At 36.9% G+C, this 22,472-nt stretch carries 24 protein-coding genes; 5 read left to right on the top strand and 19 right to left on the bottom strand.

Translation table 11 applies throughout. From position 1 onward, the window contains the following. Positions 1-173 precede the first annotated feature (173 nt). The 5 genes from LXM54_RS12140 to alsS all read right to left on the bottom strand — a co-directional run bounded on the left by LXM54_RS12140 (position 174) and on the right by alsS (position 6,053). A complete protein-coding gene (locus LXM54_RS12140; protein WP_233315428.1) occupies positions 174-1,610 on the bottom strand; it encodes a glycoside hydrolase family 1 protein in 1,437 nt (478 codons plus the stop codon). A 301-nt stretch (positions 1,611-1,911) separates the two neighbouring features. Further along, positions 1,912-2,811, bottom strand: coding sequence for an NAD(P)/FAD-dependent oxidoreductase (locus LXM54_RS12145; protein ID WP_233315429.1), 900 nt, complete (start codon positions 2,809-2,811; stop codon positions 1,912-1,914). A gap of 79 nt (positions 2,812-2,890) precedes the next feature. Next, on the bottom strand, positions 2,891-3,316 hold the full coding sequence (locus LXM54_RS12150; protein ID WP_233315430.1) for an Rrf2 family transcriptional regulator: 426 nt from the start codon (positions 3,314-3,316) through the stop codon (positions 2,891-2,893). A gap of 196 nt (positions 3,317-3,512) precedes the next feature. After that, a complete protein-coding gene (gene budA, locus LXM54_RS12155) occupies positions 3,513-4,286 on the bottom strand; it encodes an acetolactate decarboxylase (protein WP_442780447.1) in 774 nt (257 codons plus the stop codon). 51 nt (positions 4,287-4,337) lie between these two features. Next, positions 4,338-6,053, bottom strand: a complete 1,716-nt coding sequence (gene alsS / locus LXM54_RS12160) for an acetolactate synthase AlsS (RefSeq protein ID WP_233315431.1) — start codon at positions 6,051-6,053, stop codon at positions 4,338-4,340. 152 nt (positions 6,054-6,205) lie between these two features. Here alsS and alsR point away from each other — a divergent pair, with 152 nt between their 5' ends. Further along, a complete protein-coding gene (alsR, locus tag LXM54_RS12165; protein WP_233315432.1) occupies positions 6,206-7,093 on the top strand; it encodes an acetoin biosynthesis transcriptional regulator AlsR in 888 nt (295 codons plus the stop codon). 92 nt (positions 7,094-7,185) lie between these two features. Here alsR and LXM54_RS12170 read toward each other — a convergent pair whose 3' ends face one another. Next, a complete protein-coding gene (locus tag LXM54_RS12170) occupies positions 7,186-8,109 on the bottom strand; it encodes a LysR family transcriptional regulator (protein ID WP_233315433.1) in 924 nt (307 codons plus the stop codon). Positions 8,110-8,240: 131 nt separating this feature from the next. On the opposite strand from LXM54_RS12170, the gene LXM54_RS12175 reads away from it, so the two are divergent. Beyond that, entirely contained in the window at positions 8,241-9,284 is a 1,044-nt protein-coding gene (locus tag LXM54_RS12175; RefSeq protein ID WP_233315434.1) for a 2,3-butanediol dehydrogenase, read from the top strand. A gap of 43 nt (positions 9,285-9,327) precedes the next feature. Here the strand turns inward: LXM54_RS12175 and LXM54_RS12180 are convergent, their stop codons facing one another. From LXM54_RS12180 to LXM54_RS12205, 6 genes are all read right to left on the bottom strand, one after another. Continuing rightward, complete coding sequence (locus tag LXM54_RS12180; RefSeq protein ID WP_233315435.1) at positions 9,328-9,708, bottom strand: VOC family protein; 381 nt, start codon at positions 9,706-9,708, stop codon at positions 9,328-9,330. A 24-nt stretch (positions 9,709-9,732) separates the two neighbouring features. Then, on the bottom strand, positions 9,733-10,293 hold the full coding sequence (locus LXM54_RS12185; RefSeq protein WP_233315436.1) for a maltose acetyltransferase domain-containing protein: 561 nt from the start codon (positions 10,291-10,293) through the stop codon (positions 9,733-9,735). Between the two features lie 25 nt (positions 10,294-10,318). Next, the gene (locus LXM54_RS12190; RefSeq protein WP_233315437.1) at positions 10,319-11,518 is read right to left on the bottom strand and encodes an MFS transporter; all 1,200 of its coding nucleotides are present in this window, start codon (positions 11,516-11,518) and stop codon (positions 10,319-10,321) included. Between the two features lie 360 nt (positions 11,519-11,878). Beyond that, positions 11,879-13,066, bottom strand: a complete 1,188-nt coding sequence (locus LXM54_RS12195; RefSeq protein WP_233315438.1) for a Ger(x)C family spore germination protein — start codon at positions 13,064-13,066, stop codon at positions 11,879-11,881. Between the two features lie 174 nt (positions 13,067-13,240). Further along, a complete protein-coding gene (locus LXM54_RS12200) occupies positions 13,241-14,233 on the bottom strand; it encodes a DUF3231 family protein (protein ID WP_233315439.1) in 993 nt (330 codons plus the stop codon). A gap of 149 nt (positions 14,234-14,382) precedes the next feature. Next, positions 14,383-14,961 (bottom strand): DUF6944 family repetitive protein, encoded by a 579-nt coding sequence (locus LXM54_RS12205; protein ID WP_233315440.1) that lies wholly within the window; start codon positions 14,959-14,961, stop codon positions 14,383-14,385. 179 nt (positions 14,962-15,140) lie between these two features. Here LXM54_RS12205 and LXM54_RS12210 point away from each other — a divergent pair, with 179 nt between their 5' ends. Then, positions 15,141-15,350, top strand: coding sequence for a hypothetical protein (locus tag LXM54_RS12210; RefSeq protein WP_233315441.1), 210 nt, complete (start codon positions 15,141-15,143; stop codon positions 15,348-15,350). A 94-nt stretch (positions 15,351-15,444) separates the two neighbouring features. On the opposite strand, the gene LXM54_RS12215 is transcribed toward LXM54_RS12210, so the two are convergent. Beyond that, a complete protein-coding gene (locus tag LXM54_RS12215; RefSeq protein ID WP_233315442.1) occupies positions 15,445-16,236 on the bottom strand; it encodes a phosphotransferase family protein in 792 nt (263 codons plus the stop codon). A 140-nt stretch (positions 16,237-16,376) separates the two neighbouring features. Here LXM54_RS12215 and LXM54_RS12220 point away from each other — a divergent pair, with 140 nt between their 5' ends. Further along, on the top strand, positions 16,377-17,165 hold the full coding sequence (locus LXM54_RS12220; RefSeq protein ID WP_233315443.1) for a PhzF family phenazine biosynthesis protein: 789 nt from the start codon (positions 16,377-16,379) through the stop codon (positions 17,163-17,165). Between the two features lie 251 nt (positions 17,166-17,416). Here the strand turns inward: LXM54_RS12220 and LXM54_RS12225 are convergent, their stop codons facing one another. The 5 genes from LXM54_RS12225 to LXM54_RS12245 form a co-directional block, all read right to left on the bottom strand. Then, positions 17,417-17,800 carry a DUF3221 domain-containing protein gene (locus LXM54_RS12225; protein ID WP_233315444.1) on the bottom strand — a complete coding sequence of 128 codons (384 nt, stop codon included), beginning with the start codon at positions 17,798-17,800 and terminating at the stop codon, positions 17,417-17,419. 93 nt (positions 17,801-17,893) lie between these two features. Beyond that, a complete protein-coding gene (locus tag LXM54_RS12230) occupies positions 17,894-18,442 on the bottom strand; it encodes a DUF4240 domain-containing protein (protein WP_233315445.1) in 549 nt (182 codons plus the stop codon). 160 nt (positions 18,443-18,602) lie between these two features. Continuing rightward, positions 18,603-19,187 (bottom strand): hypothetical protein, encoded by a 585-nt coding sequence (locus tag LXM54_RS12235; RefSeq protein ID WP_233315446.1) that lies wholly within the window; start codon positions 19,185-19,187, stop codon positions 18,603-18,605. 117 nt (positions 19,188-19,304) lie between these two features. Continuing rightward, a complete protein-coding gene (locus LXM54_RS12240; protein ID WP_233315447.1) occupies positions 19,305-19,961 on the bottom strand; it encodes a hypothetical protein in 657 nt (218 codons plus the stop codon). 19 nt (positions 19,962-19,980) lie between these two features. Next, complete coding sequence (locus LXM54_RS12245; RefSeq protein ID WP_233315448.1) at positions 19,981-20,718, bottom strand: alpha/beta fold hydrolase; 738 nt, start codon at positions 20,716-20,718, stop codon at positions 19,981-19,983. A gap of 303 nt (positions 20,719-21,021) precedes the next feature. Here LXM54_RS12245 and LXM54_RS12250 point away from each other — a divergent pair, with 303 nt between their 5' ends. Further along, positions 21,022-21,567, top strand: a complete 546-nt coding sequence (locus LXM54_RS12250) for a PadR family transcriptional regulator (protein WP_233315449.1) — start codon at positions 21,022-21,024, stop codon at positions 21,565-21,567. A 42-nt stretch (positions 21,568-21,609) separates the two neighbouring features. Here the strand turns inward: LXM54_RS12250 and LXM54_RS12255 are convergent, their stop codons facing one another. Then, positions 21,610-22,470, bottom strand: coding sequence for a phosphotransferase (locus LXM54_RS12255; RefSeq protein ID WP_233315450.1), 861 nt, complete (start codon positions 22,468-22,470; stop codon positions 21,610-21,612). Positions 22,471-22,472: the final 2 nt, after the last annotated feature.

A 22,472-nucleotide genomic window follows, 5' to 3' on the forward strand; every position in this document is an offset into this window, starting at 1 on the left:
CCAAATAAAACAATAAGTTACTAGATTTATTTTTACTCTAGCAGGATAATAACCACTATCAAGGCATATATTTATTAACTTCCTAGAAGACTATATACCTTTGTAGTGAAGGCCGTTAAGGAATAAATGCCTATAACAAAAGCGCTTGGGATAATCCCAAGCGCTTCATATTATTAAAGATTTTCACCATTTGTTGCAATTACATCTTTATACCAGAAGAAGGATTTCTTCTTGCTGCGGTCAAATGTACCGCTTCCGTCATCATGTTTATCTACATAGATATAACCATAACGCTTAGACATTTCTCCTGAAGATGCACTTACTAAGTCAATACAGCCCCATGAAGTATAACCCATTAACTCAACACCGTCTTCGATAGCTTCACCCATCGCTCTAATATGTTCACGAAGGTAATCAATGCGGTAATCATCGTTAATAGAACCATCTTCTTCTACTTTATCGTATGCGCCTAGACCATTTTCTACAACGAACAATGGTACTTGGTAGCGGTCATACAGATTGTTTAAAGAGATGCGAAGTCCAGTCGGGTCAATTTCCCAGCCCCATTCACTTGCATTCAAGAATGGGTTTTTAATTCCGCCGATAAGGTTACCTTGTGATTTTTCCTCATCTGTTTTAACCTTTTTCTCTGTACGAGACATATAGTAGCTTAAGCTGATGAAATCAACTGGATATTGCTTTAACAATTCCAAGTCGCCATCTTCAATCTTCAGATTAACGTTATTTTCTTTAAAGTAGCGCTTAGCAAAAGTTGGATATGCTCCTCTTACTTGAACATCACCACACAGATAGTTAAACACTTGCTCCTCTTTAATAGCATGAAGCACATTTTCAGGGTTGCTATCATACGCATAAACCGGTGCGTAAATTAACATACAGCCGATTTGTGCATCAGGAATAATTTCATGTCCTGCTTTAACTGCTAAGCTGCTAGCAACAAATTGGTGATGCAAACCTTGGAAGCTGTCTTGCAGCTTTGTTTCCTCGTTTTCAGGAGAGAAGCCTAGTCCTAAAATAGGCATATGTGTTGCACCATTGATTTCATTGAATGTTAACCAGTATTTTACTTTGTCTTTATAGCGGTTAAATAACACTGTTGCATAACGCTCAAAGAATGTAACTAGTTCACGGCTTCTCCAGCCACCGTATTCTTTAATTAAGTGAAGCGGTGTTTCATAGTGAGAAATAGTAACAACTGGCTCAATACCATATTTAGCTAGTTCATCAAAAACTTTGTCATAAAATGCTAGGCCTTCTTCATTCGGCTCTAGTTCGTCGCCATTTGGGAAGATACGAGACCAAGCAATACTCATGCGGTATGCTTTAAAGCCCATTTCAGCAAATAGTGCAATATCTTCTTTGTAACGATGATAGAAGTCAATTCCATCATGGTTTGGATATACATATTTTGATTTATCGATTTCAAAATCAAAGCCAGTTTGAGCGATAACTTTTAGACGGACTTTTCCACCTGGCAATACATCTGCTAGGTTTAGACCTTTACCGCCTTCATTATATCCACCTTCTAATTGGTTGGCAGCAGTAGCTCCGCCCCATAAAAAGTTTTCTGGAAAGTTAAGTTTTGACATGAGTGACTTCCTCCTATTTTAACTAAGATCTAGTAATAGATTTTGTAATATCTAACCTAATGATACTATTATCAGTCGAAAAAAACTGGTCTGAAAGAGACTAGTTTTGTAATTTGCATTTTTATCAAAAGTAAATATAGTAAAGGCTATGTAAGAAAGTTTAACTTAGTAAAAGACGAGCTAATTAGTTATTTAACTGGCTTCTGTTACTATTCCCATACTTCTGAGTTCCTACCATATTAAATAAAAAAAGGGCCATTTCTTATAGGCCCTTGTGCGTTATATTTTAAGAATTACATTTTTAAAAGTCCTCATTCACTAAATCACCAACAACTGCCATAGCGGCTTTGCTTCCCTCTGCTGCTGCAACAATCAATTGAGCTGGCGCAATAACAGCATTATCTCCGCATGCGTACACTCCTGCAATATTCGTTCGGCCAGAATTGTCTGTTTCGATTCCGCCCATATTGTTCAAACTGCATCCTAATACTTGTGCTAACGGTGATGCCTGTTGCAAACCTGCTGTTACAAAGCCTCCAGCTCTTGCAATTTCTCTCCCGCTTTTCAATATAATATGGCGAAGCTGCCCTTTATCTCCTTCTAAGTATTCTATCTCTTCTTCAATTAATTCTATATTGTTATTAGCTAATAACTGCTTTTGCTCGTTTGTAAAAACAGCTTTTCCGTTTGTACAAACAACAACATCTTTGCTCCAATTGTATATCATCTTTGTTATATGAAAAGCGCGCTCATTTTCTGATATCACAACTAAAGGGCGGTCTTTCAATTCCCAGCCATCACAAAATGGACAGCTGAATATGCTTGTTCCATAGTAATCATGTATACCTTTAATGTTTGGCAATATATCTTTAAGTCCTGTTGCCAGAATTATCTTACGCGATTGATAGGTTAGGCCGTCACTTGTTAGAATAACAAAATGATCATTTTCTGTTTTTATATCGTATACCCTTTGATTTTTTATGGTTATTTCCGGGTATGCCTTTAAATCTTCCAAAGCAATCTGTTTAAATTCTGAAGGTTTTATCTTATCTCTAGTAATAAAACCGTGAGATTCATGTGTAACAGCATTTCTTGGTTTGTTTTCATCAAATAAAATGATCTTCTTTTTCGCTCTTCCTAATACAAGTGCGGCATTTAATCCTGCTGGCCCTCCGCCGACTACTACACAATCTAGTAACATAATCCAGTTCCTCCTATTAAATATATTAAAGACTCTTAATATCTGTAATTACACGAAAAAAATTACTTTAAGTCTGTAACTACTGTTTTTCTTTTTTTGTTTTTTCTAATTTTGCAGCAATATCAATGATGTACTTATTTGCCAGCTCATCAGCCATATTTCTTTCTGCTTCCATCATGACATTTTCAATTAAACATACACCATTTTTAGCATCCTCATGCTCCCGCGAACAGCTGAACAATGATGTTTTCCCTTCAATTGCCTGAATTACATCTAAAAAAGAAATTTCACGTGAATGTTTCACAATACTATAGCCGCCATTCACTCCCGGAGTTGATTCAATTAGGCCAGCTTTCACTAATTTAGTTAATATCTTTGACAAATATGTCGGGGAAAGATCTTGGATTTTAGCTAATTGCTCTACTCCAACTAACTTTCCTTTCGGCATTAATGATAGATATACCATTGTATGCAAAGCGTAGTTAGTAGCTTTTGAATATTTCATAAAAATCCCCTTTAAGCATATTAAAGACCTTTGATGTCTATTATTAATAGTAAACTAAAAAAGGATATATAACAAGTTATTTCACTTTATCAATATTTATTCCTAAAAAAGGCCAAAACTACAATACTATCACTTGCTGTTCTTAAACAAAAAAAGCGAGGCCCGTTATAGTTCAGGCTTCGCTTTTTACGTAAAATTATCTCTTTTCTGGACTTCCTTCTGCTTCGGCGATATCATTGGCGAGATCAGCGCGATCTAAATCGGCTTTAAAAAACTCTTCTGTCTGAGGCAGTCTTAAGTTCATTATTTGTTTTTTACAAATACGAATTGTGACATTCTCTATCGTAAAATCGAAAACATGGCCGCCGCTTTTTCTGTCTTTATCAATAAAATGTAAATGGTAGCCAGCAACTGCTATACCATTTGCATATTGTGGTGTGCGGAATCCAGCAATCGTACCTTCTATATGCTCTAAATTAAAAATTGGCTGTGTTTGAACTGCCTCAATCATTGGTACATATGGTTTGCATTGAGCTTCTACTGTTCTAGTTTGGACCTTTTTAAACGCACCGTCCATCCTAATAGCATAAAATACGTTTTTACTAGGAAGAATTTCGTCTAATTCTTCTCCTAATTGCTCTAATGTCAGGGGCCGATCCACACGATGAACAATTTCCGTTTCAAAGAATGTCAGGGAACAAAATGGCGATTTGTCGTTTTCTTTCACAGGTGTTGCTGTTCCATCTGAGCGGAGCCTGTAAAACTCTCCGTCAAACCCAATTAATTCTCCGTCTAATTTATTAAAAGTGCCAATCCCGAAATCTCCGTGTTCAGGTATTTCTCCTAAACTAAAGTCTCCGTCGTAAACGCCATCCAGAAGTGCAGTCATGGTGGATACTTGATAAACTTCCTGCTTTTGATCTTGTTCGTCTTTTATTATGTCAGCATGTATTGATTTAACCATCTCCATGCATAATCACCTCTATTCTTTAAAATTCACTTATAAATGGGATGTGGCATATTAGATGGAAGAATGCCACAGTTCTTTTTCCATCATTTGTTGTTTAAAATAATCCGGCCATTTTTGGTTAGCCAAATCCATATTCTCACTGTAGTCGATTGGAATATCAATAATCACAGGTCCTTCTTGCTTTAAGCCCTCTTCTATTACTCTTGCAAGCTCTTTAGGAGAGTTTACCCTAAGTCCTGTTGCTCCAAAACTTTCAGCATATTTAATGATGTCAACTTGCCCGAAATCGACACATGAATTGCGGTTATACTTCATTTTTTGCTGGAATGAAACCATATCATATGAGCTGTCATTCCAAACTAAATGCACAATGTTTGCCTTAACTCTGACTGCTGTTTCAAGCTCCATGCTTGAAAAGAGGAAACCTCCGTCTCCAGAAACGGAAACGACCTTTTCATCTGGATTTATAATGCTGGCCGCAATAGCCCATGGCAGGGCAACACCAAGTGTCTGCATACCATTGCTAATCAGCAGTTTATTAGGCTGATATGTTCTGAAATGACGAGACATCCAAATCCCATGAGACCCAATATCACATGTTACAGTTACATCATCTGCAATCTGCCTTCTTAACTCATGAATTACATTCAGAGGATGAGACAATCCGTTTTCTTCTACCGTTCGTGGAGCTTCCATTTCCGTGTGAAGCTCTTTTAGTCGAGAAAGAAAGTGTTTATTTTCTTCATTTAATCTAACTTGGGCAGAAAACATTTCCATTTTATCTGCAGTTGCCGGGATGTCACCAATCAATTCATGAACAGGCTGATAATAATGGTCTGCGTCTGCTTGAATCTCATCGATATGAATAATAGGAGACTTCTTTTTATTCCAAAACTTCGGATCAAATTCGATAGGATCATAGCCGATAGAAAGAATTACATCTGCCTGCTCAATCAAAAGATCACCTGGTTGATTAGGAAAAAGACCGATTCGTCCATAATATTGATGCTCTAGCTCTCTTGAAAGAACGCCAGCTCCTTGATATGTTTCAACAAAAGGTATTTGGAGTGTTTGCAATAAGTTCCGGATAGCTTTGACAGCTGCCGGTCTACTTCCTTTCATTCCTACTATGGCAATAGGAAATTTTGCTGTTTGGATGTTTGTAACAGCTGCTCGAATGCTGCTTTCACAAGCAGGGCCGAGTGCTGGCACAAACAGCGGTGCTAAAGCTTCAACTGAAGTTTCTTCTGTGACGACATCTTGAGGAAAGCTGATAAATGCAGCACCAGCCTGGCCTGATTGAGCTGCCCGAAATGCATTAGTCAGTGCTTCTGGTATGTTTTTAACATCTTGTACTTCCACACTATATTTGGTAACGGGTTTAAACAAAGCTGCGTTATCTAGCGATTGGTGCGTACGTTTTAATCGATCCGTTCTAATGACATTACCAGCTATCGCAACAACTGGATCTCCTTCTGTATTAGCTGTCAACAAACCTGTAACAAGATTGGAAGCCCCAGGACCTGAAGTAACCAAGCATACTCCTGGAGTCCCTGTCAGCCTGCCTACGGCCGCTGCCATAAATGCTGCATTTTGTTCGTGTCTGCATAGAATTAATTCTGGGCCTCTGTCTTTAAGCACATCAAACACTGCATCTATCTTTGCACCAGGTATAGCAAATACATGTGTGACACCTTGAGCAATCAATGTATCAACAATCAGCTCAGCTCCACGTCTTGTAATGTTTGTTCCTTCGTGAGAATCCATTCTTTGTTCACTCCTTAAAAATTGAAATTCTTTCTATAAGTTGGAATTTCATGATATGATTTACTATACATTTCACATGATATTTTTTCCAATATCCATTTAATGTGTTATTGATATGTTTTACGAATGAATTAGTAAGGTGGGAATATATAATGGAGCTTAGACACTTGCAGTATTTTCAAACAGTGGCCGAGGAGCTTCATTTCGGAAGGGCGGCTGCCAGACTGAATATGACACAGCCCCCTCTTAGCCAGCAAATAAAACAGCTGGAGGAAGAATTGGGTTTCCCCCTGTTCCATCGCTCCAGTCGAGCTGTGGAGTTAACAACTGCCGGAGATGTGTTTTTAGGGCAAATTCGGTCTATCTTAAGTCAATTAGACAGAGCAGTTGATACAGCACGCCATACAGCCAGAGGCGAACTTGGAAAAATCATTATCGGCTTTGTCGGTACCGCTACATACGAAATTTTGCCGCCAGCTATTAAGGAATTTAGGACTATTTTCCCGTCAATTGATATTGAATTGCGGCAATTATCAGCGCCAAATCAGCTGAATGCGTTATTGAACGGTGATATTGATATCGGCTTTTCCCATCCTCCTGTAGCAAGCTGTGAGCTTATCAGCAGAAGCTTGAAAAAAAGTGAATGTGTGATTGCTATACCTAAAAATCATCGTTTAGCTGATAAACAAGCTGTTGCGATAACAGACATGATGAATGAACCGATTATCTCCTTATCGAAGGAGGCGTGGCCTTCCCTCTACGAGGACTTTATCCAACTATGCAATAAGCATGGATTTCAGCCGAATATTGTTCAAGAGTCCACTGAATACCAAATGGTAATTGGTTTAGTCACCGCTGGTATTGGCATTGCCGTTGTGCCTGTCTCTGCTAAAAAGCTGTTTAATCTAGATGTGCTTTATAAAAAACTGGATCAGGAAGAACTAATAGCTGAATGGATTATTTCTTACCGGCGAGAAAATCATAACCCAGCTCTTTTTCACTTAGTTCACCATGTATTACAGCGCACGAGCTTATTTTAGCTCCTCTAAACCTTCTTCTAAACTATTAAAAAAGCTGCCCATCGGCAGCTGACAAAAGCTAAAAATGATAACGCTCTCTAACCATCTATCTTTTACATTTTACTCCCATTGTTAACATCGCTTGCTTTTATCGTTCGATGAATACGCTTTAAAAATTCTCTAATAATACGGGATAACCCATTGTTGGCATTATAAAAATAGCCAAAGGAATATGTTTTGTAATGAGGTTCTGCAAAGTTAATGACCACATATTTATCACTTCTTGATAATCCCGCATCTGTTTGAAAGGCATAATCAAATCCTATATTTATGGCAGTATTATTTTCAAGCGTATGACGGATGGTATCCACATTATTTGTTGTGAACAGGATATCGTAGGGGAGCGAGCTAAAACTCTTCATAAATTCCTGAATATATATATCATTGTAAAGAACGATAGGCTGGTTAATTAACATTTCTTGTTTAATGAGTTTGTTACGGGCCAATGGGGAGTCCTTATTAACCGCTACCACCATGTGTCCATCCAGCAGCTTCTTAAATACGAGATTCTTATACTTTTTTTCCTCTTTTTCGGTATAAGTTATAAAACCAACATCCACTTCCCCTTCTAGCACTTTCTCAATAATATACTCCGTGCTATTTTCATAGATAGATGCCTTAATACTCGGATATTCACATTTTATGTCAGAAATTAAACCAACGAGCATTTCCATCGGTCCAGGATATGTTGCAATCTTGATTTCACCATTCATTGTATTCGTGTAAGCTTCGGCCTCATCCATAAACTCCTGTAATTTCTGCAAAACTGAATTTGCCTTTTCCACAAGCTTTTGTCCCTCATCAGTCGGAACAGATCCTCTTCTGGAGCGATGAAAAAGCATAATATTTAATTCTTTTTCAAGATTTTTAATAGATTGACTCAACGCAGGCAGTGTTACATGCAGATTATCAGCCGCCTCCTTTAGCGAGCCTGTCCGTGCTATTTCTACCATGTACTTCAGTTGTTCAATATTCATCAGTATCTATTCCTTTTAATCTCTTTAGTTAAGCAGCCCTTAACCATAGTTAATATTAACTAAATTTATCATAAGTGAAACTAGCTGTATACTAATATTTGTAAACAACATTACATAAGGAGCTGTTTTGAATGAAGGCATTGAGATGGCATAATCAAAGAGACATTCGTTTAGAGGAAATAGACGAACCAACAGTAAAACGTGGCCAAGTGAAAATGAAGGTTAAATGGTGCGGTATTTGTGGCAGTGATCTTCACGAGTATTTAGGCGGACCTATTTTTATTCCTGTTGATCAGCCTCATCCGTTAACAAAAGAGGTTGCTCCAGTAACATTAGGACACGAATTCTCTGGTGAAGTCGTGGAAATTGGCGAAGGAGTAACAAACTATCAAGTTGGCGACCGCGTTGTCGTAGAACCAATTTTCGCTACATATGGACACCAAGGGGCGTATAATCTTGATGAAAACATGGGCTTTTTAGGCCTTGCTGGAGGCGGCGGCGGTCTTAGTGAATATGTTGCTGTAGATGAAGAACTTTTATTTAAATTACCGGATGATTTGTCATATGAACAGGGTGCACTCGTTGAACCAGCAGCAGTAGCACTTTATGCTGTCCGTTCAAGCAGAGTGAAGGCCGGCGACAAAGTGGCAGTTTTCGGATGCGGACCAATAGGCTTACTTGTTATTGAAGCACTAAAAGCAGCAGGAGCTACCGATATATATGCTGTTGAGCTCTCTCCTGAAAGACAGGCAAAAGCAGAAGAGTTAGGAGCAATCATTATTGACCCGTCTAAAATTACAGATACTGTTGCAGAAATTGCCCGCTTAACAGACGGCGGTGTTGACGTGTCATTTGAAGTGACAGGTGTGCCAATTGTGCTTCGCCAAGCAATCCAATCTACCGGAATTGGCGGGGAAACTATCATTGTCAGCATATGGGAAAAAGGCGCCGAAATTCTGCCGAATGATATTGTTATTAAAGAGCGCACTGTTAAAGGTATTATCGGCTATCGCAATGTTTTTCCTGCAGTCCTGTCTTTAATGCAAAAAGGCTATTTTTCGGCTGAAAAGCTTGTGACGAAAAAGATTGCTTTAGACGATGTTATTGAAGAAGGATTTGAAAGCTTGATTAACGAAAAAAAGCAAGTGAAAATCTTAGTTAAATCAGAGCAATAATAAAAAAAGCAGGCTGTCTTTAACGACAGCCCTGCCCTGCACATTATAGAGTTAACTCTAACAAGTTCCCTTCCGAATCTTCTATAACACTTTCATAATAGCCGTCACCAGTAACCCGAGGACCATTTACGTGACGGTAACCGTCATTTTTTAATCTGGCGGTCATATCATCCACTGCCTCCCTGCTTCCTAAAGAGATGGCAATATGAGCCCAGCCGAGTATTTCCTCGTTGCTCTTCTTATCAATACCTGCTTTGCGCATTATCTCTAATCTTGCACCTGAGTCAAATGAAAGAAAATAAGACTCGAATTCCTTTACTTTATTATGATACTTGCTTGATGACTTACCATTAAAATACTTTTCATAAAAAGCTTTCGTCGCTTCCAAATCATTGACCCAAATGGCCACATGCTCTATTCTCATTTCTGAATCACTCCGTTTTCTGTATCATAGTTCAATATATTTAATGATTCTTGCCGGATTTCCACCAACGACTGCATTGTCTGGAACATCCTTTGTAACAACCGCACCTGATGCAATAACAACATTATTCCCTACTGTCACTCCTGGATTAATAATCGCACTGCCGCCAATCCAGACATTGTTTCCAAATGTGATTGGTTTACCATATTCCTTGCCTGAATTTCTGTCTGTTGGATGGAGCGGATGTGTTGCTGTGTAGATTTGCACACCTGGAGCCAGCATGCAGTTGTCACCAAAACGGACTTCACACACATCAAGAATAGTGCAATCGAAATTGGCATAAAAGTTTTCTCCAACATAAGTGTTTCTTCCATAATCAAAACGGATATTAGGTTCCATATAAATGTTTTGTCCTGTTGCCCCAAGTAAGTCTTTTAACAATGCAGCCCGTTTTTCGCCCTCCGTTTCTATTGTTTGATTATATAGCCTTACCTTTTGTCTTGCTTCCTTACGCTCACTAGTTAGTACTGGATCTGCTGGATCATACATTTCTCCCGCAAGCATCTTTTCTTTTTCTGTTTTCATGACGAGTCCTACCTTTAATATGTTTTTATAAAGCAGTTTTTGTATTTCTTTTTAATAGTTGGTTCAATTTTTCAGAACATAACAGCATTGCCGCAGCAAAGATAATGATACAAATTGGAAAGATTCCAATTGTTAAAGAAGATGAAATAAACCCAACGAGCGGCGGCATGAAGGTTGTGCCAGTATAAGCTAATGCCATTTGGTAGCCCATGATCGTTTGTGAATGTCTCTTTCCAAAACGGGCAGGCGTTTCATGAAGCATACATGGGAAAATCGGTGCTAACCCTAAGCCTATAATGATAAAGCCTATTAGTGAAAACAGTGATGGCAGTGGTAACAATAATATGATTGCACCAAGCAAGGCAATTAATTGCCCTGAACGTATTAATGTTCGATTAGTCAATTTGAAGGTGATAAACCCTGTTAAAAACCTGCCCACAGTAATTCCTGCATAATATAAGGAAACCCATTGTGCGGCAGATGCGGCACTTAGTCCTTTCACGTTTACGAGAAAACTACTGCCCCATAGCCCTAATGTTGCTTCCACACCACAATAAAACAAGAACGTCGCCATAGCCAGTTTTACCCCTTTAACCTGTAAAGGCTTTAGCGCTTTTTCATCATCAACAGAAGCAGCTTCTAATAACTCTTCCTGTACAGATGTATTATGATTATTACCGACTCTTTTCCATAAAGGCAATGTGAACAAAAGAATGAATACTAATACAAATTGAATGGCAGAGATAACAAAATAGCCACTTCTCCACATATTTCCCTCTGAGATAAACTGAGCCATAATAATTGGGCCAAGAGTAGCCCCCACTCCCCAAAAGCAATGCAGCCAGCTCATATGATGGGCTTTATAATGAACAGCTACATAATCGTTCAAGCCTGTATCAACGGCCCCCGCTCCTAAACCAAGCGGGATAGCGCATACAATTAGCCAAACAACAGAGGGCGCAAAGCAAAATCCAAGCAAGGCAGCAGCTGTCATTAGAACACTGACAAATGTAACCTTGCCAGTTCCGAAACGTTTGAGCACCTTACCGCTGATTAAACTCGAGATAATTGTACCGCCCGCAATGACCATAAAAAGCAAGCCGGCAGTCTCAAGCGGTGCGCCAAGGTCTAATTGCATGACCGGCCATGCAGCCCCAAGCAGCGAATCCGGCAAGCCTAAGCTGATAAATGCCAAGTAAATAATGATTAATAGAAATAATGCCATAGTTAACCTCGCTCATCATTATTTTAGTAATTTATTTGCCGCTTCAAGGACTTTTTAAAACCATTTAATAAGTCTCCAAAAACTTTTTAAACAACTTTAATAAGTTATGAAAATACTATAACATATAAAATTATCCAATTCAATTACGATTATTAAATCCTCATTTTATAGTTATTTATATTACTATTCTAGATGATTAAATTTAATGTCTATTTTTAAGCAATCAATTCATTATTGTTACCTATACGATATTACTTTCATTATATCAGGGCTTTTTTAAAATATAGGATCCCTTTCTTTTCATATAAAAAAACAGCTGCAATCTGCAACTGAAATTTATTTTTAAATATACATTATTTTCTATTTCATGATAAGACGTTCATTTCTTAGTCCAGTTCTTTTTATTTCCGAATCAAAAATAATTTGGATCTTTGATTTTGCAAACCCCTCATCCCAATTATTCTTATATTTTTTAAAATGCTTGTAGTCTTGTTCTCTTAGCAGTTCTCCCAACCCAAATATGTCTGCATTAAAATCCTCTTTCATTTTTTCAATACTATCGGTTATTTCTTTTTCCATCAGAGTGTTAATTGCTTTTTCAAAGTCCTCAAATGCATATGGCTTCTTAATATTAGTTAGGCATTGCGTCCCTAGGAGAAATCCCTCTGTTTTAACTTTTATTGTAAAGGTTGGTACCCCTTCCTTTTCTGCTGCAGTTACTTTTGTCAGCGAATTTGTAACACGATAACCTATTTTTTTATCATCTTTCCCACACACAGCAGAAATAACGGTACTTTTAATATTATTTTGGACAAACAGCATATTTCTAACATCGTAGAAAGAGATATAACCAAGCAATTTACCACCTTTTACAATACCGAGAGAATCAACGTCTACTTTACTTTCAGGAGTTACACTTTTCATATTTTCAATATTGCCGCCTTTTTTCGGGTCTCCTCTAACCTTCATCGCTACAAGTACAGGCGTTTGTCCGTCAGAATTATAAATTCGAATAAAATCATTCAGCTTTAATTCAGGCACCCCTCCCCAGTCTTTATACATGGATACGAGCTGTGTATAAACTTTTAAGGATGCACTTTTTTTGTACATGTTATTGACTTTTAATACATCGGCAGCATCGCCGCCTCTTGCGATAACTACTTCAAAATCATCGCGTATTTCCCGATTCCTATCCAAAAAATCCATAAATTCAAGCATGCCTTTTTCTGCTATTTCTTCACTAATCACTAACAGCCTCATATGGGAAAGTATAAAACTTTGTTCACTTGTAATATTAAATTTATGGGTAATCTCCGCAATCGTGTTACCTTCTAATGTCTGAACGTTTGCAGGAGCAAAGCCTTCCGCCGTACGAGGACTGACTTCTGAAGCTGCCGTAGTTTCAACAGTCAGTCTATATTTTTGATTATCACCCTTGTCCACCGCCATCCCTGTAACAATGGAAACATTCATCAATTCTTTCCGATCCCAACAACCGCTTAAAAGATTAACTAAAACAATCAATATTATTAATTTTGTGATTTTCAAAAAATCCCCTTCTTTAATCAGCGGCATTTTCGCTAGGAGTGAGACACTTCCATTTATTATGCTTTTTATTTTGAATTTTTATCCGATACCACCAATTTACTTGCTATTAACAAATTAAAAAAGTGAACAAGGAAGCTGGACGGAGCTCCCTATGTTTTGCTATTTCCAGTTTAGTTAATTTCTGTCGGCTGACACTGGCGGCTGTTCTAACCACTCATGATCAATCATGATATTTGAACCGTCTTCAGAGAGCTTCAACACTTCCCCAATTAAACGCAGATAATCCGCAACTAAATCGCTTCTCTGACTTTCAGAAATAGATATTCCATAGTTGCCAATCCCAGCATAAACCATCAAACTAAAGTGGAACATCATGAGTTTATCCGAAAAAGGTGCTTCCATTGATTCTGTTATTTCGTGAACAGCAGACATGGGAGTCGGCAGTGAAGCCATTTCTAAATAACTGTCTAACACCTTCACATGCTTGATAGCAATTTCTTTCCCTCTTAAAAAATATTTACGAACCTTTTCATTTTTTGTAACTTGGCTAAAAGCCATCGCTAAGCATATTCCTGTATGATTTGTTTGGACATTAGCAAACAGATTGGTTACCTCAGTGCCAGATAGTACCCTCCTTCTGCCAAAACCTTCTAAAATAAAGGCTTGCTTGTGTACGAACTCTAATTTTTCGGGATATGGAATAACAGGTGGACGAACTGCTATTCCTTTTTCTAATAACAGGCTAGTTATTTTATTATCAATTTCAATTGTCTCAGTTAGGCAAGCGGTAAAAAAAGTACGTATATCTTGACGGTAAGTGTTCTGCAATACTCTTCCATGTGTAGCTAGCCCGCCTTTAGACATATTTCTAAGATAAACTAAGTAAAAAGTATCTGAAAACAAGCGCTTAACATTTAAATTGACATCTTCCTCAGTAAATCCTTGGGGTATTTGTATTTTTTCCATTGAATATATCTGTCTAATAAATTCAACATGTTCTTCTGAGAGCTTCATTGCATGAATAATAATTGATTTAATATCTTCATCTTCGATATGTTTAAGAAAATACTTAAAAACACAAATAGACATACTATCTGCAAGGAAGGTAGCCCATAAGTAGGACAATTCTGCAGCAGTTAATTTAATTCGGTCGTGATTTACTTCCATTTTACTCCTCCATCTTTATCCTTACTATTGGCCTTAATATTGTTCCCTTACTTTTCCTAAAAATATGTCCAAAAGTTAAAGTAAGCTGATTGTTTTGGATTTTTGACCAACGAATCTACATATAACAACTACTAATAGTCTGTAATAATTTATTCATTAATATTAAGCCGAATTTCCTCCAGCTCCTCTTGTATTTGCCCAATAAGGGAGATGACAGAACCTGCAGCTTGTATCCAGCTGCCAGCAACCCCTGTTTTACCTTGGTTTAAGTTATTTGTGTTTAACGCTTGCACACCACCTACAGCTTGTAACGAATTGCCGATTCCTTGCAGCAGATTACCGATAATATTCTCTGCCCTGCCCATTTCTGTTGAATCAAAGAATTCATCGGCAAGACCCACAAAGCTCCCTAATGCTTGAAGCCAGTTACCAGTAATAATAAGTCTTTGCTCCGTTTCTGTATTAGAAGTTCCATAAAGGATCAGACCAGTAATGACTGTCGAATTACCAACAGCCTGGATTTCGTCCCCGATCTTTTCTAACGATACGGTTCCTTGACCATCAGCAGATAATGCACTCCCAGAAGCCTGCAGCACATTACCCACTAAGCGGAGTTCATAGTTTTGATTTTTGCTCAAATGAAAATCAGGAGTGCTCCCAATCGCAGCTTGGATCGTACCAATTGTAGAAAGAAGGGAACCAGTTATTTCTTTCCAATGACCGTTCATATAACACCATTCCAAATAAAGTAATTGATGTATCTTATTCGTCAGGCAGCTGTTTGGTTAGTGGAGTGATTCTAGTTAACGAGTGCAGAGCTTCGGACGTCCGTATTAGCAATATTGTTTATCCTTTTCATGTATGGGCCATAATGATTTTATAAACTAATTAGGAGGGATTTAAAAATATGAACAATCCTACTTTGAAAATAGCAATCGAGATAGATGACAAACAAAAGGAATATTTAGAAGTAATAAAATATCAAATTAAAGAAAGACTGGTTGATTCTAATCAAGGCTATTTCAGCATAATTGATGAATCGAATGAAAATATATCTATTGCTTTTTCTCCTAATACTTATTCCATCCAAATGAATATGCTAGCATTAGAAAAATAATTTTGTGTCATCCAATAAAGCCTTCACAGTAATGTGAAGGCTTTATTACCATATCGAGCTTATTTCATAGGCTCATTAAGAAGAGAGGGGAGCATTAAAAAAATTCATACAATCCATTTACATAAAAATCGTAAATATTTTCATCTATAATATTATCTCCATATCCTTTAAAAAATAGTTCTTTATCTCCTCTTTCATCAAAAATATTGGTTCTTGGCTGTACAGCTAAGGCTGCATCATATCTTGGATCGCCAAAATCCCCGCGTCCCCAATCAATGACACCAGTTATTTCGCCAGCAGACACTAATACATTATCAATCGTAAAATCTCCATGAATGAGCGTTGATACATAGCTTGTAGGTTTCGTTTTCTTCATTTTTTCTAATAACTCCTTATTTCCATCCACCTGATAATTTTCTAGGTAGAAGTCCGCCTCCTCTAGCATGCGGCTTAGCCAATGCGTGTTCCTTAGTTCACCAGGACATGGAGTGGCATGAATCTGAGCTAAAGTTGCGCCAAAATTAACCAATATTTTTCGCCTCTGCTCCTTATTTTCTTCTTTCGATAAAGCCGCTCTCACTGTTTCTCCCTCTATAAATTCAAGAAGAGCCCAGCATTCATTTAGCTTGGCTTGTTTTACATACTTTATCACTTTTGGAACAGGTAATGTTGTCTGATTACTTAAGCAGTTTAAAACAACTATTTCTTTGTCCAGCCATGAGCAATAAAGGTCACCCTTTGCCCTTTTTAGCGCATAAGTTCCTTGTGTACTTTCAATTATTCCAACATCTGAGGTGCATCCCTGCCGAGGAAACTTAATTGATTTAATATTTTTAAGATAATCTGTTATAGCAGCTGGAATTTCCGTAGTTTTGATAGGCTGCATTCAAATCCCCCCTATTTATTATGAAATAATTCCCCATAATTTATGGCTGTTTACAAATTTCACTTTTACTATTGATTGCATACAAGCTACATGATATTTTAATATTTATAATTATTCGAACCTTTAGGAGGCTAATAGTAATGAAATGTTATTTTGTCGATGCTTTTGCTGAAAAAGTATTTGAAGGAAATCCAGCTGCTGTGTGTATTTTAGAGAAATGGCCTTCTGATAATCTCATGCAGTTAATTGCCAAAGAAAATAATTTATCAGAAACTGCTTTTGCTGTAAAAACCGGTGATAAATATCATTTAAGATGGTTCACACCAGGAGGAGAAATTGATTTGTGCGGCCATGCTACCCTTGCGACAGCTTTCGTTTTAGCCAATTTTTATACGAAAGAAGCAAAACAATGGATATTCCAAACACTAAGCGGTGATTTAACTGTATTAAAAAAAGGAGAATTATTTGAAATGGATTTTCCAAGCAGGATGCCAGCTAAAATAGACATCTCTAATAATATAATAAACGCACTAGGCGTTACTCCTGTTGCAGCCTATTTAGCGAGAGATCTTATGTTAGTTTTGGAAGATGAAAATAATGTGCTTCAAGCAACTCCTAATTTCACTGCACTGAAGGAAATAGAAGACGGAGTCGGTGTCATCTTAACAGCTAAAAGCAATCAGTTTGATTTTGTCTCAAGAGCTTTTTTCCCGAAATTAAATGTTAACGAAGATCCTGTGTGCGGCTCTGCACATTGCCAGCTTATTCCCTACTGGTCAGAAAAATTAAACAAAACAGAAATGGTAGCAAGACATCTATCTGAGCGGGGCGGAACTTTATATTGCAAGCTGGATGGTGAGAGAGTCAGAATCAGCGGCTATGCTGTACTCTATTCAGTTGCAGAATTGCAATTAGGAGCAGACTATTAACAGGGGTGATATTCTATCACAGCATGCATAGTTAGCGCTGTACTGAAAGTTATATATTTATTTCCAAAAAACGGAAGCAGCATAAGCTGTAACTCAAATAACCAATGGACAATCTAATAGCTGATTGTTTTTTGGTTTTTTAAAGGAATTGTTGCTTTAATCACTCCATGCCTCAATCGTATTAACTCCTTTTCCAAAAAAGAATATTGATTTGGTTTGCTAAAAACACTGCTAACTTTTCTGTATACTTCCTATTCATCTACAATGGTTACCCAATAAGCATCACCACCGCCAGGAGCAGAAGCTTCAACTATCCCACTATAGTAAATTTTCACTTCTTGGCCTTGAGATAGATTTTTTATTACTTTATCAGGAATATAGGCTGGCATATCAAAAACAATCCCTTGGTATTCATACATCTTCCTTAATTCTCTTTTCGTTTTATTTGTGGTGTCTTCAGGGGAATATTCCTTAACCCATATGGAAGGGTGCCTATCTTGCTGATTATTTTGCTGAACTTCTAAAACGGTACCATGATAAATCGGGGTAACAGTGAAAAATAGCAAAACACCTATTGCTAATAGTCCTAATATCGCTGCTGCAATGATAAGAAAAAGTTTTCTTCGTTTTTTCAAAGTCACAGCACCTCCACCATTTTAAGCAGCGTCAATTCCAATTAATTAGAATCAACGCCGCGTCAGTGTCTAAAACATGCCCTTTATGTAAATTCATCCAAGAGGATTTTCTCCAAATCTTTTCCATAGTATTGGAAATAAACCCTCTAAATCTTCTTCTTCCCAATCAAACTCTATTTCTTTTGCAGGCTGTAAGCCCTTCTGATCAAGTGCTTCTAGAAACTCATCATAAATACTATCATTCCATTCTGTATCACCTGTTTTAATGAGACTATAAGCATCTAAGCCAGCAGAAAGCAATTCTTCATTTTGAGGGAAACCTTCTTCGTCAAGATTATCTTCGCTGATATACTCTGCTAGAAACTCAGGGTCTTTCAATACTTTATTGAACACTTCCTCTCCTTGTCCAATCAGCCATCCTCGAAAATAATCAAAAGCATCGTCAGAACATCCGCCCATTAATACATATGCCGCTCCCCATAGGCGAGATTGATAACTGCTATTCATCAGTGATTGGAAATGACATTCAAAATCTATCACTTCCTCTATTTTTTTCTGAGCTAGTTCCTCAATTATCCATTCTGCTTGATCATCACCTGATTTAGACAATTCTATTAAGCTCCACAAGTCCTTCTGTTCCACTATAAAACCTCCATTATGTTTTATAAGTTTATGTTCGACATATTGTAAACGACTTCCTTCCACCATAAATTCAATATTGTTTAAGTTATTGTAAATAAAAAAAAGCGGACTCTTTTCATAAAGAACCAGCTTTATAATATAATAAACAAGTTACACATAATTAGGATAATCCTCTAAATACAATACCTCTATTTCTATTAAAGTTATAATGTAAATGTATGAACAAAGTAAGCCATAACCAACAATCCTCTTCATATGCTGACTCTACTTCAAAGCTATGCTTATCCTCACTGTGATGCTGATATTTTGCCACAAACGATTTGTCCTTTAAAATCTCAAATGTTAAGCCATCATCATCAAAAAATAGTTGATAAATCTCATCATTAAAGGGAAATTCGTAGAAATATTTTACGGTTTCATTGTGATATGTGAGTGTAATGGTTTGGCTGCTTCCAGCCTTTTTATAAACCACTTCTCTATTTAATACACGATTAGCTGCTGATGACATGCTTGTATCGCATGTCGCTTTTATTTTTATTGTCTCCGAAGCATTTTGAATTGTGATATGGTTTTGTCTGACAAAAACCTCTTTTTGGCCAAGAATACTTCTTTTTGCTAATTTTTTAGTTGTCCCCTCTGTTTCTAATCTAATAGTACCTATTACATTTCCGTTGCCATCTTGCATATTTACAATCGTATCAAAAGAAGAAAGCGCTTTATATTGCCAAGGAATTACTTTTATCATATTAAAACCCCCGAATAAGTATTACCTATATATACGGAAACGTATGAAAATGGTTTCATTAAATCTTTTGAAACAGCCCAAAACCCCTCTTTATAAAAGAGGGGTAATAAACTTCTATTACTTTACTGGATTTCTTGCTTGGAATAAACTTGTTGATAACAATGATACTACTAAAACGACTTCAAAAAGATTAGTAACAGCATTACTGTTTATTGGTATTCGTACGGCACTCATAACAATCATTAAAAAAGCTCCGACAAAAAACCAAATCCATTTTTGTTTAATTAGAACGATAATAGCAGCAATCAAAAGAATAATAGAAACAAGGATAACCATAATAGGCGGCCCGCCGCTGTGCTCTGAACTGTATGAAAGAACACCATACTCCCACTTAGGAACGATTCTCAGGCCAACCACTTCTGTATAAAGTTCTATTAGTATTAATAATGGCGTTACGATAAAAGGCGCTATTTGAAAACTAACACTCTGACCAAAACGGCTGTTTGTTTTCTTTATCGCAGCCCAAGCATAAAAGACCAGAAAAGGTGTGAATAGTGCATGAAGAAGAAAGCGCAGGAGATTTAAGTTCTCTGCTAGCGTTCCTTCTCCAAGAAATTTCCCTATTGTAATAACACCATTATCGTATAAAAGGCCGATTACGACTGGTAATAGGAAAAACAGGCTTAAAATAGAAGATTTTTTTAATATTTTAAGGATTATAATAAGGATAACTAAGTATATAATCGTAAATAGCAAAAATAACAAACTGTCCATACATTACTCCTTACTCGAATTATTTAGTCCAATTATGCTCTTCTGCCCATTTTTCTATATTGTCTACGATACTATCTTGTTGTTCCTTCACACTGATTTTGGCTTCATTATCGCCAGACTGCTCACCATAAACACCAAATTGAGCATGGTTTCCACCTGCGATTTCAACATACTCAGCAGTATCAGGCAGATAAGGTTTATTTTCTTTAATTTTTGCTTGTGTACTTAAGCCATCTTCTGAACCACTAATGGATAGCACTGGCAGACTGGAACTAGACAGCGTTTCATTTTCAGCTGCGTAAGAACCTAATAATACTAGCCCTTGAACTTTATCAATATTCTTATCGGCATACATCGCAGCTGCCGCTCCGCCCATTGAATGTCCGCCTAAAATCCAATTTTCCACACCTTTATATTCACCGATCAGCTCATCAGCTTTACTATAATCGAAAATAGGCAAATTCAATGTTACATTTGGAATAGCTACCAGCATATTATTTTTAGCAAGCTCTTGTGCTAAGTAACCGTAAGCTTCAGGTTCCACTTTTGCTCCAGGATAAAGGATGATACCTGTTGTACTGTCCTTATCTCCATAAATTAGCCAATCACCATCCTTAGAATATTTATTGTCCATCTTAATTGCTGGATCATCAATTGCTTCATAAGTGATCTGTGTCCAGACAAAAAATGCTGAAACAGCTAATAAAATAACGATTAGTAAAGAAAGAAGAACTTTTTTGTTAAATATTTTTTTCATATGTCTAATACCTTAATTGCCTAAACATGGATGAATTGCGGCAATTATTTGCCCTTTCTAGTTTTTTCTTTAGTAGTTAATATTTCCGTTAGCCTTATAACTTAAAACAGCAATTACTAACTTCGGATTTAGAATCCTTTAGTAATTTTATTCACTTGTATACATCTTCACTCCTAACCTAAATAGTCATATGTCTAAAATGACATATGTTAATAATATAATAATATATGCCTTTATTCAACTTAGACAAGGAGTTATGGTATAATTTGATAACATTATAAGAATGGAAAAGAGTGGGATACATTGAGTTTACGGTATGCTTTATTAGGAATAATTGCAAAAAAACCTGTTAGCGGTTATGAGGTTGTGAATATTTTCAAAGAGCAGGTAGTGTATTTTTGGAACTCTACCCATAGTCAAATTTATACAGAGCTTCATAAATTAGAAAACGAAGAGTTGCTGCAGCATGAACTTATTATCCAAAATTCTTCACCTAATAAGAAAATATATACGATTACGGATACGGGAAAAAAAGAATTATTGGATTGGATACTCCATAGCCCATTAAAGCCTGCCAAAATAAAGGATGAATTTCTAATTAAGGCAGCAGCATTTGATATTATGTCAAAAGCAGAAATTATTCAGTTATTAGACGAAGTTATTACAAGAGAGGAAAGAGTGCTGAGCATGACAAAAGAATGGCAGGAAAACTTCTCTGAAAAATCTCCAAACACAAATTTAGGCTCTGTAATAACTTCAGAATATGGTATCCGTTATGCAGAAATGTATTTAAATTGGTGCAAATGGGTGAAGGAATATTTACACAATTATAATTCGGATAACAACTAAAAGAGTAAAAGCACAAAGGCAATAATTGCTCTCTGTGCTTTTTTATTTCCTATTTATTTCTTCAACTATCCTGACCCAGTAATTCCATGCAGTCAAATAGTCTTCTAAATCGCTTGGGTGATGCTTTATGCATGTTGCAAGACGAAGATATAATCCAATAAGTACTTCTTCATAGAGGGAAGCTTCGTTCAGATTATGTTTGCTTGCTAGCAATCCTACTGCACTGTTGAACGTTTCTTTCGTCAAATCATCTGGGCTCGAACAAAAGGCGTATATTAAGTCATAAAGAGGTTCGCCAATTACTGGGGTTGGATCAATAACACCTGCTAATTGCCTGTCATGAAAGATAAAATTGTGCACACCGCAGTCGCCATGCAATAAATATTGTTTTCTTTCACCGCTTCTTTTAGTAGCAACATTCAATATGTACTGATAAACATAGTTGTCTAAATAGTGCTGTAAAATGTCATTCGCTTCCTTCATTTCCGCGGTAATAAAATCTTCCCAAGATACCGATGGCTCATCAGCCCAACCCCACCCACTTTCAGTTGCTACAGGGGTATATGTATTTAAAAGACCTTGTACAAGCTTTTGTAGCATATCTTTTTTATTTACTCTCTTGTCATTCACAGTGCCTTCAATGAAGGAATAAACAAAATATCCATTTGTTTGTTCAACAAATAAAAGCTTAGGTAGTAACGAATTATCCTTGTAGCATTGCAAAAACTTTGCCTCTGCTTCCACTATCTTTGGCTGATTTTTCTTCACTACCACTTTACTATTATCAAGGTTTAGAACATACAACTCACTTACCGTTCCACCATTTAACCTGTGATAATCAAGTGGTGCTTCATGAAGAATGTTATTGTGCAGCAATAGCTTTATTACTTTTTGTATATCCATAT

The sequence above is a fragment of the Bacillus sp. Au-Bac7 genome, assembly GCF_021341655.1.
Lineage (GTDB): Bacteria > Bacillota > Bacilli > Bacillales > Cytobacillaceae > Niallia.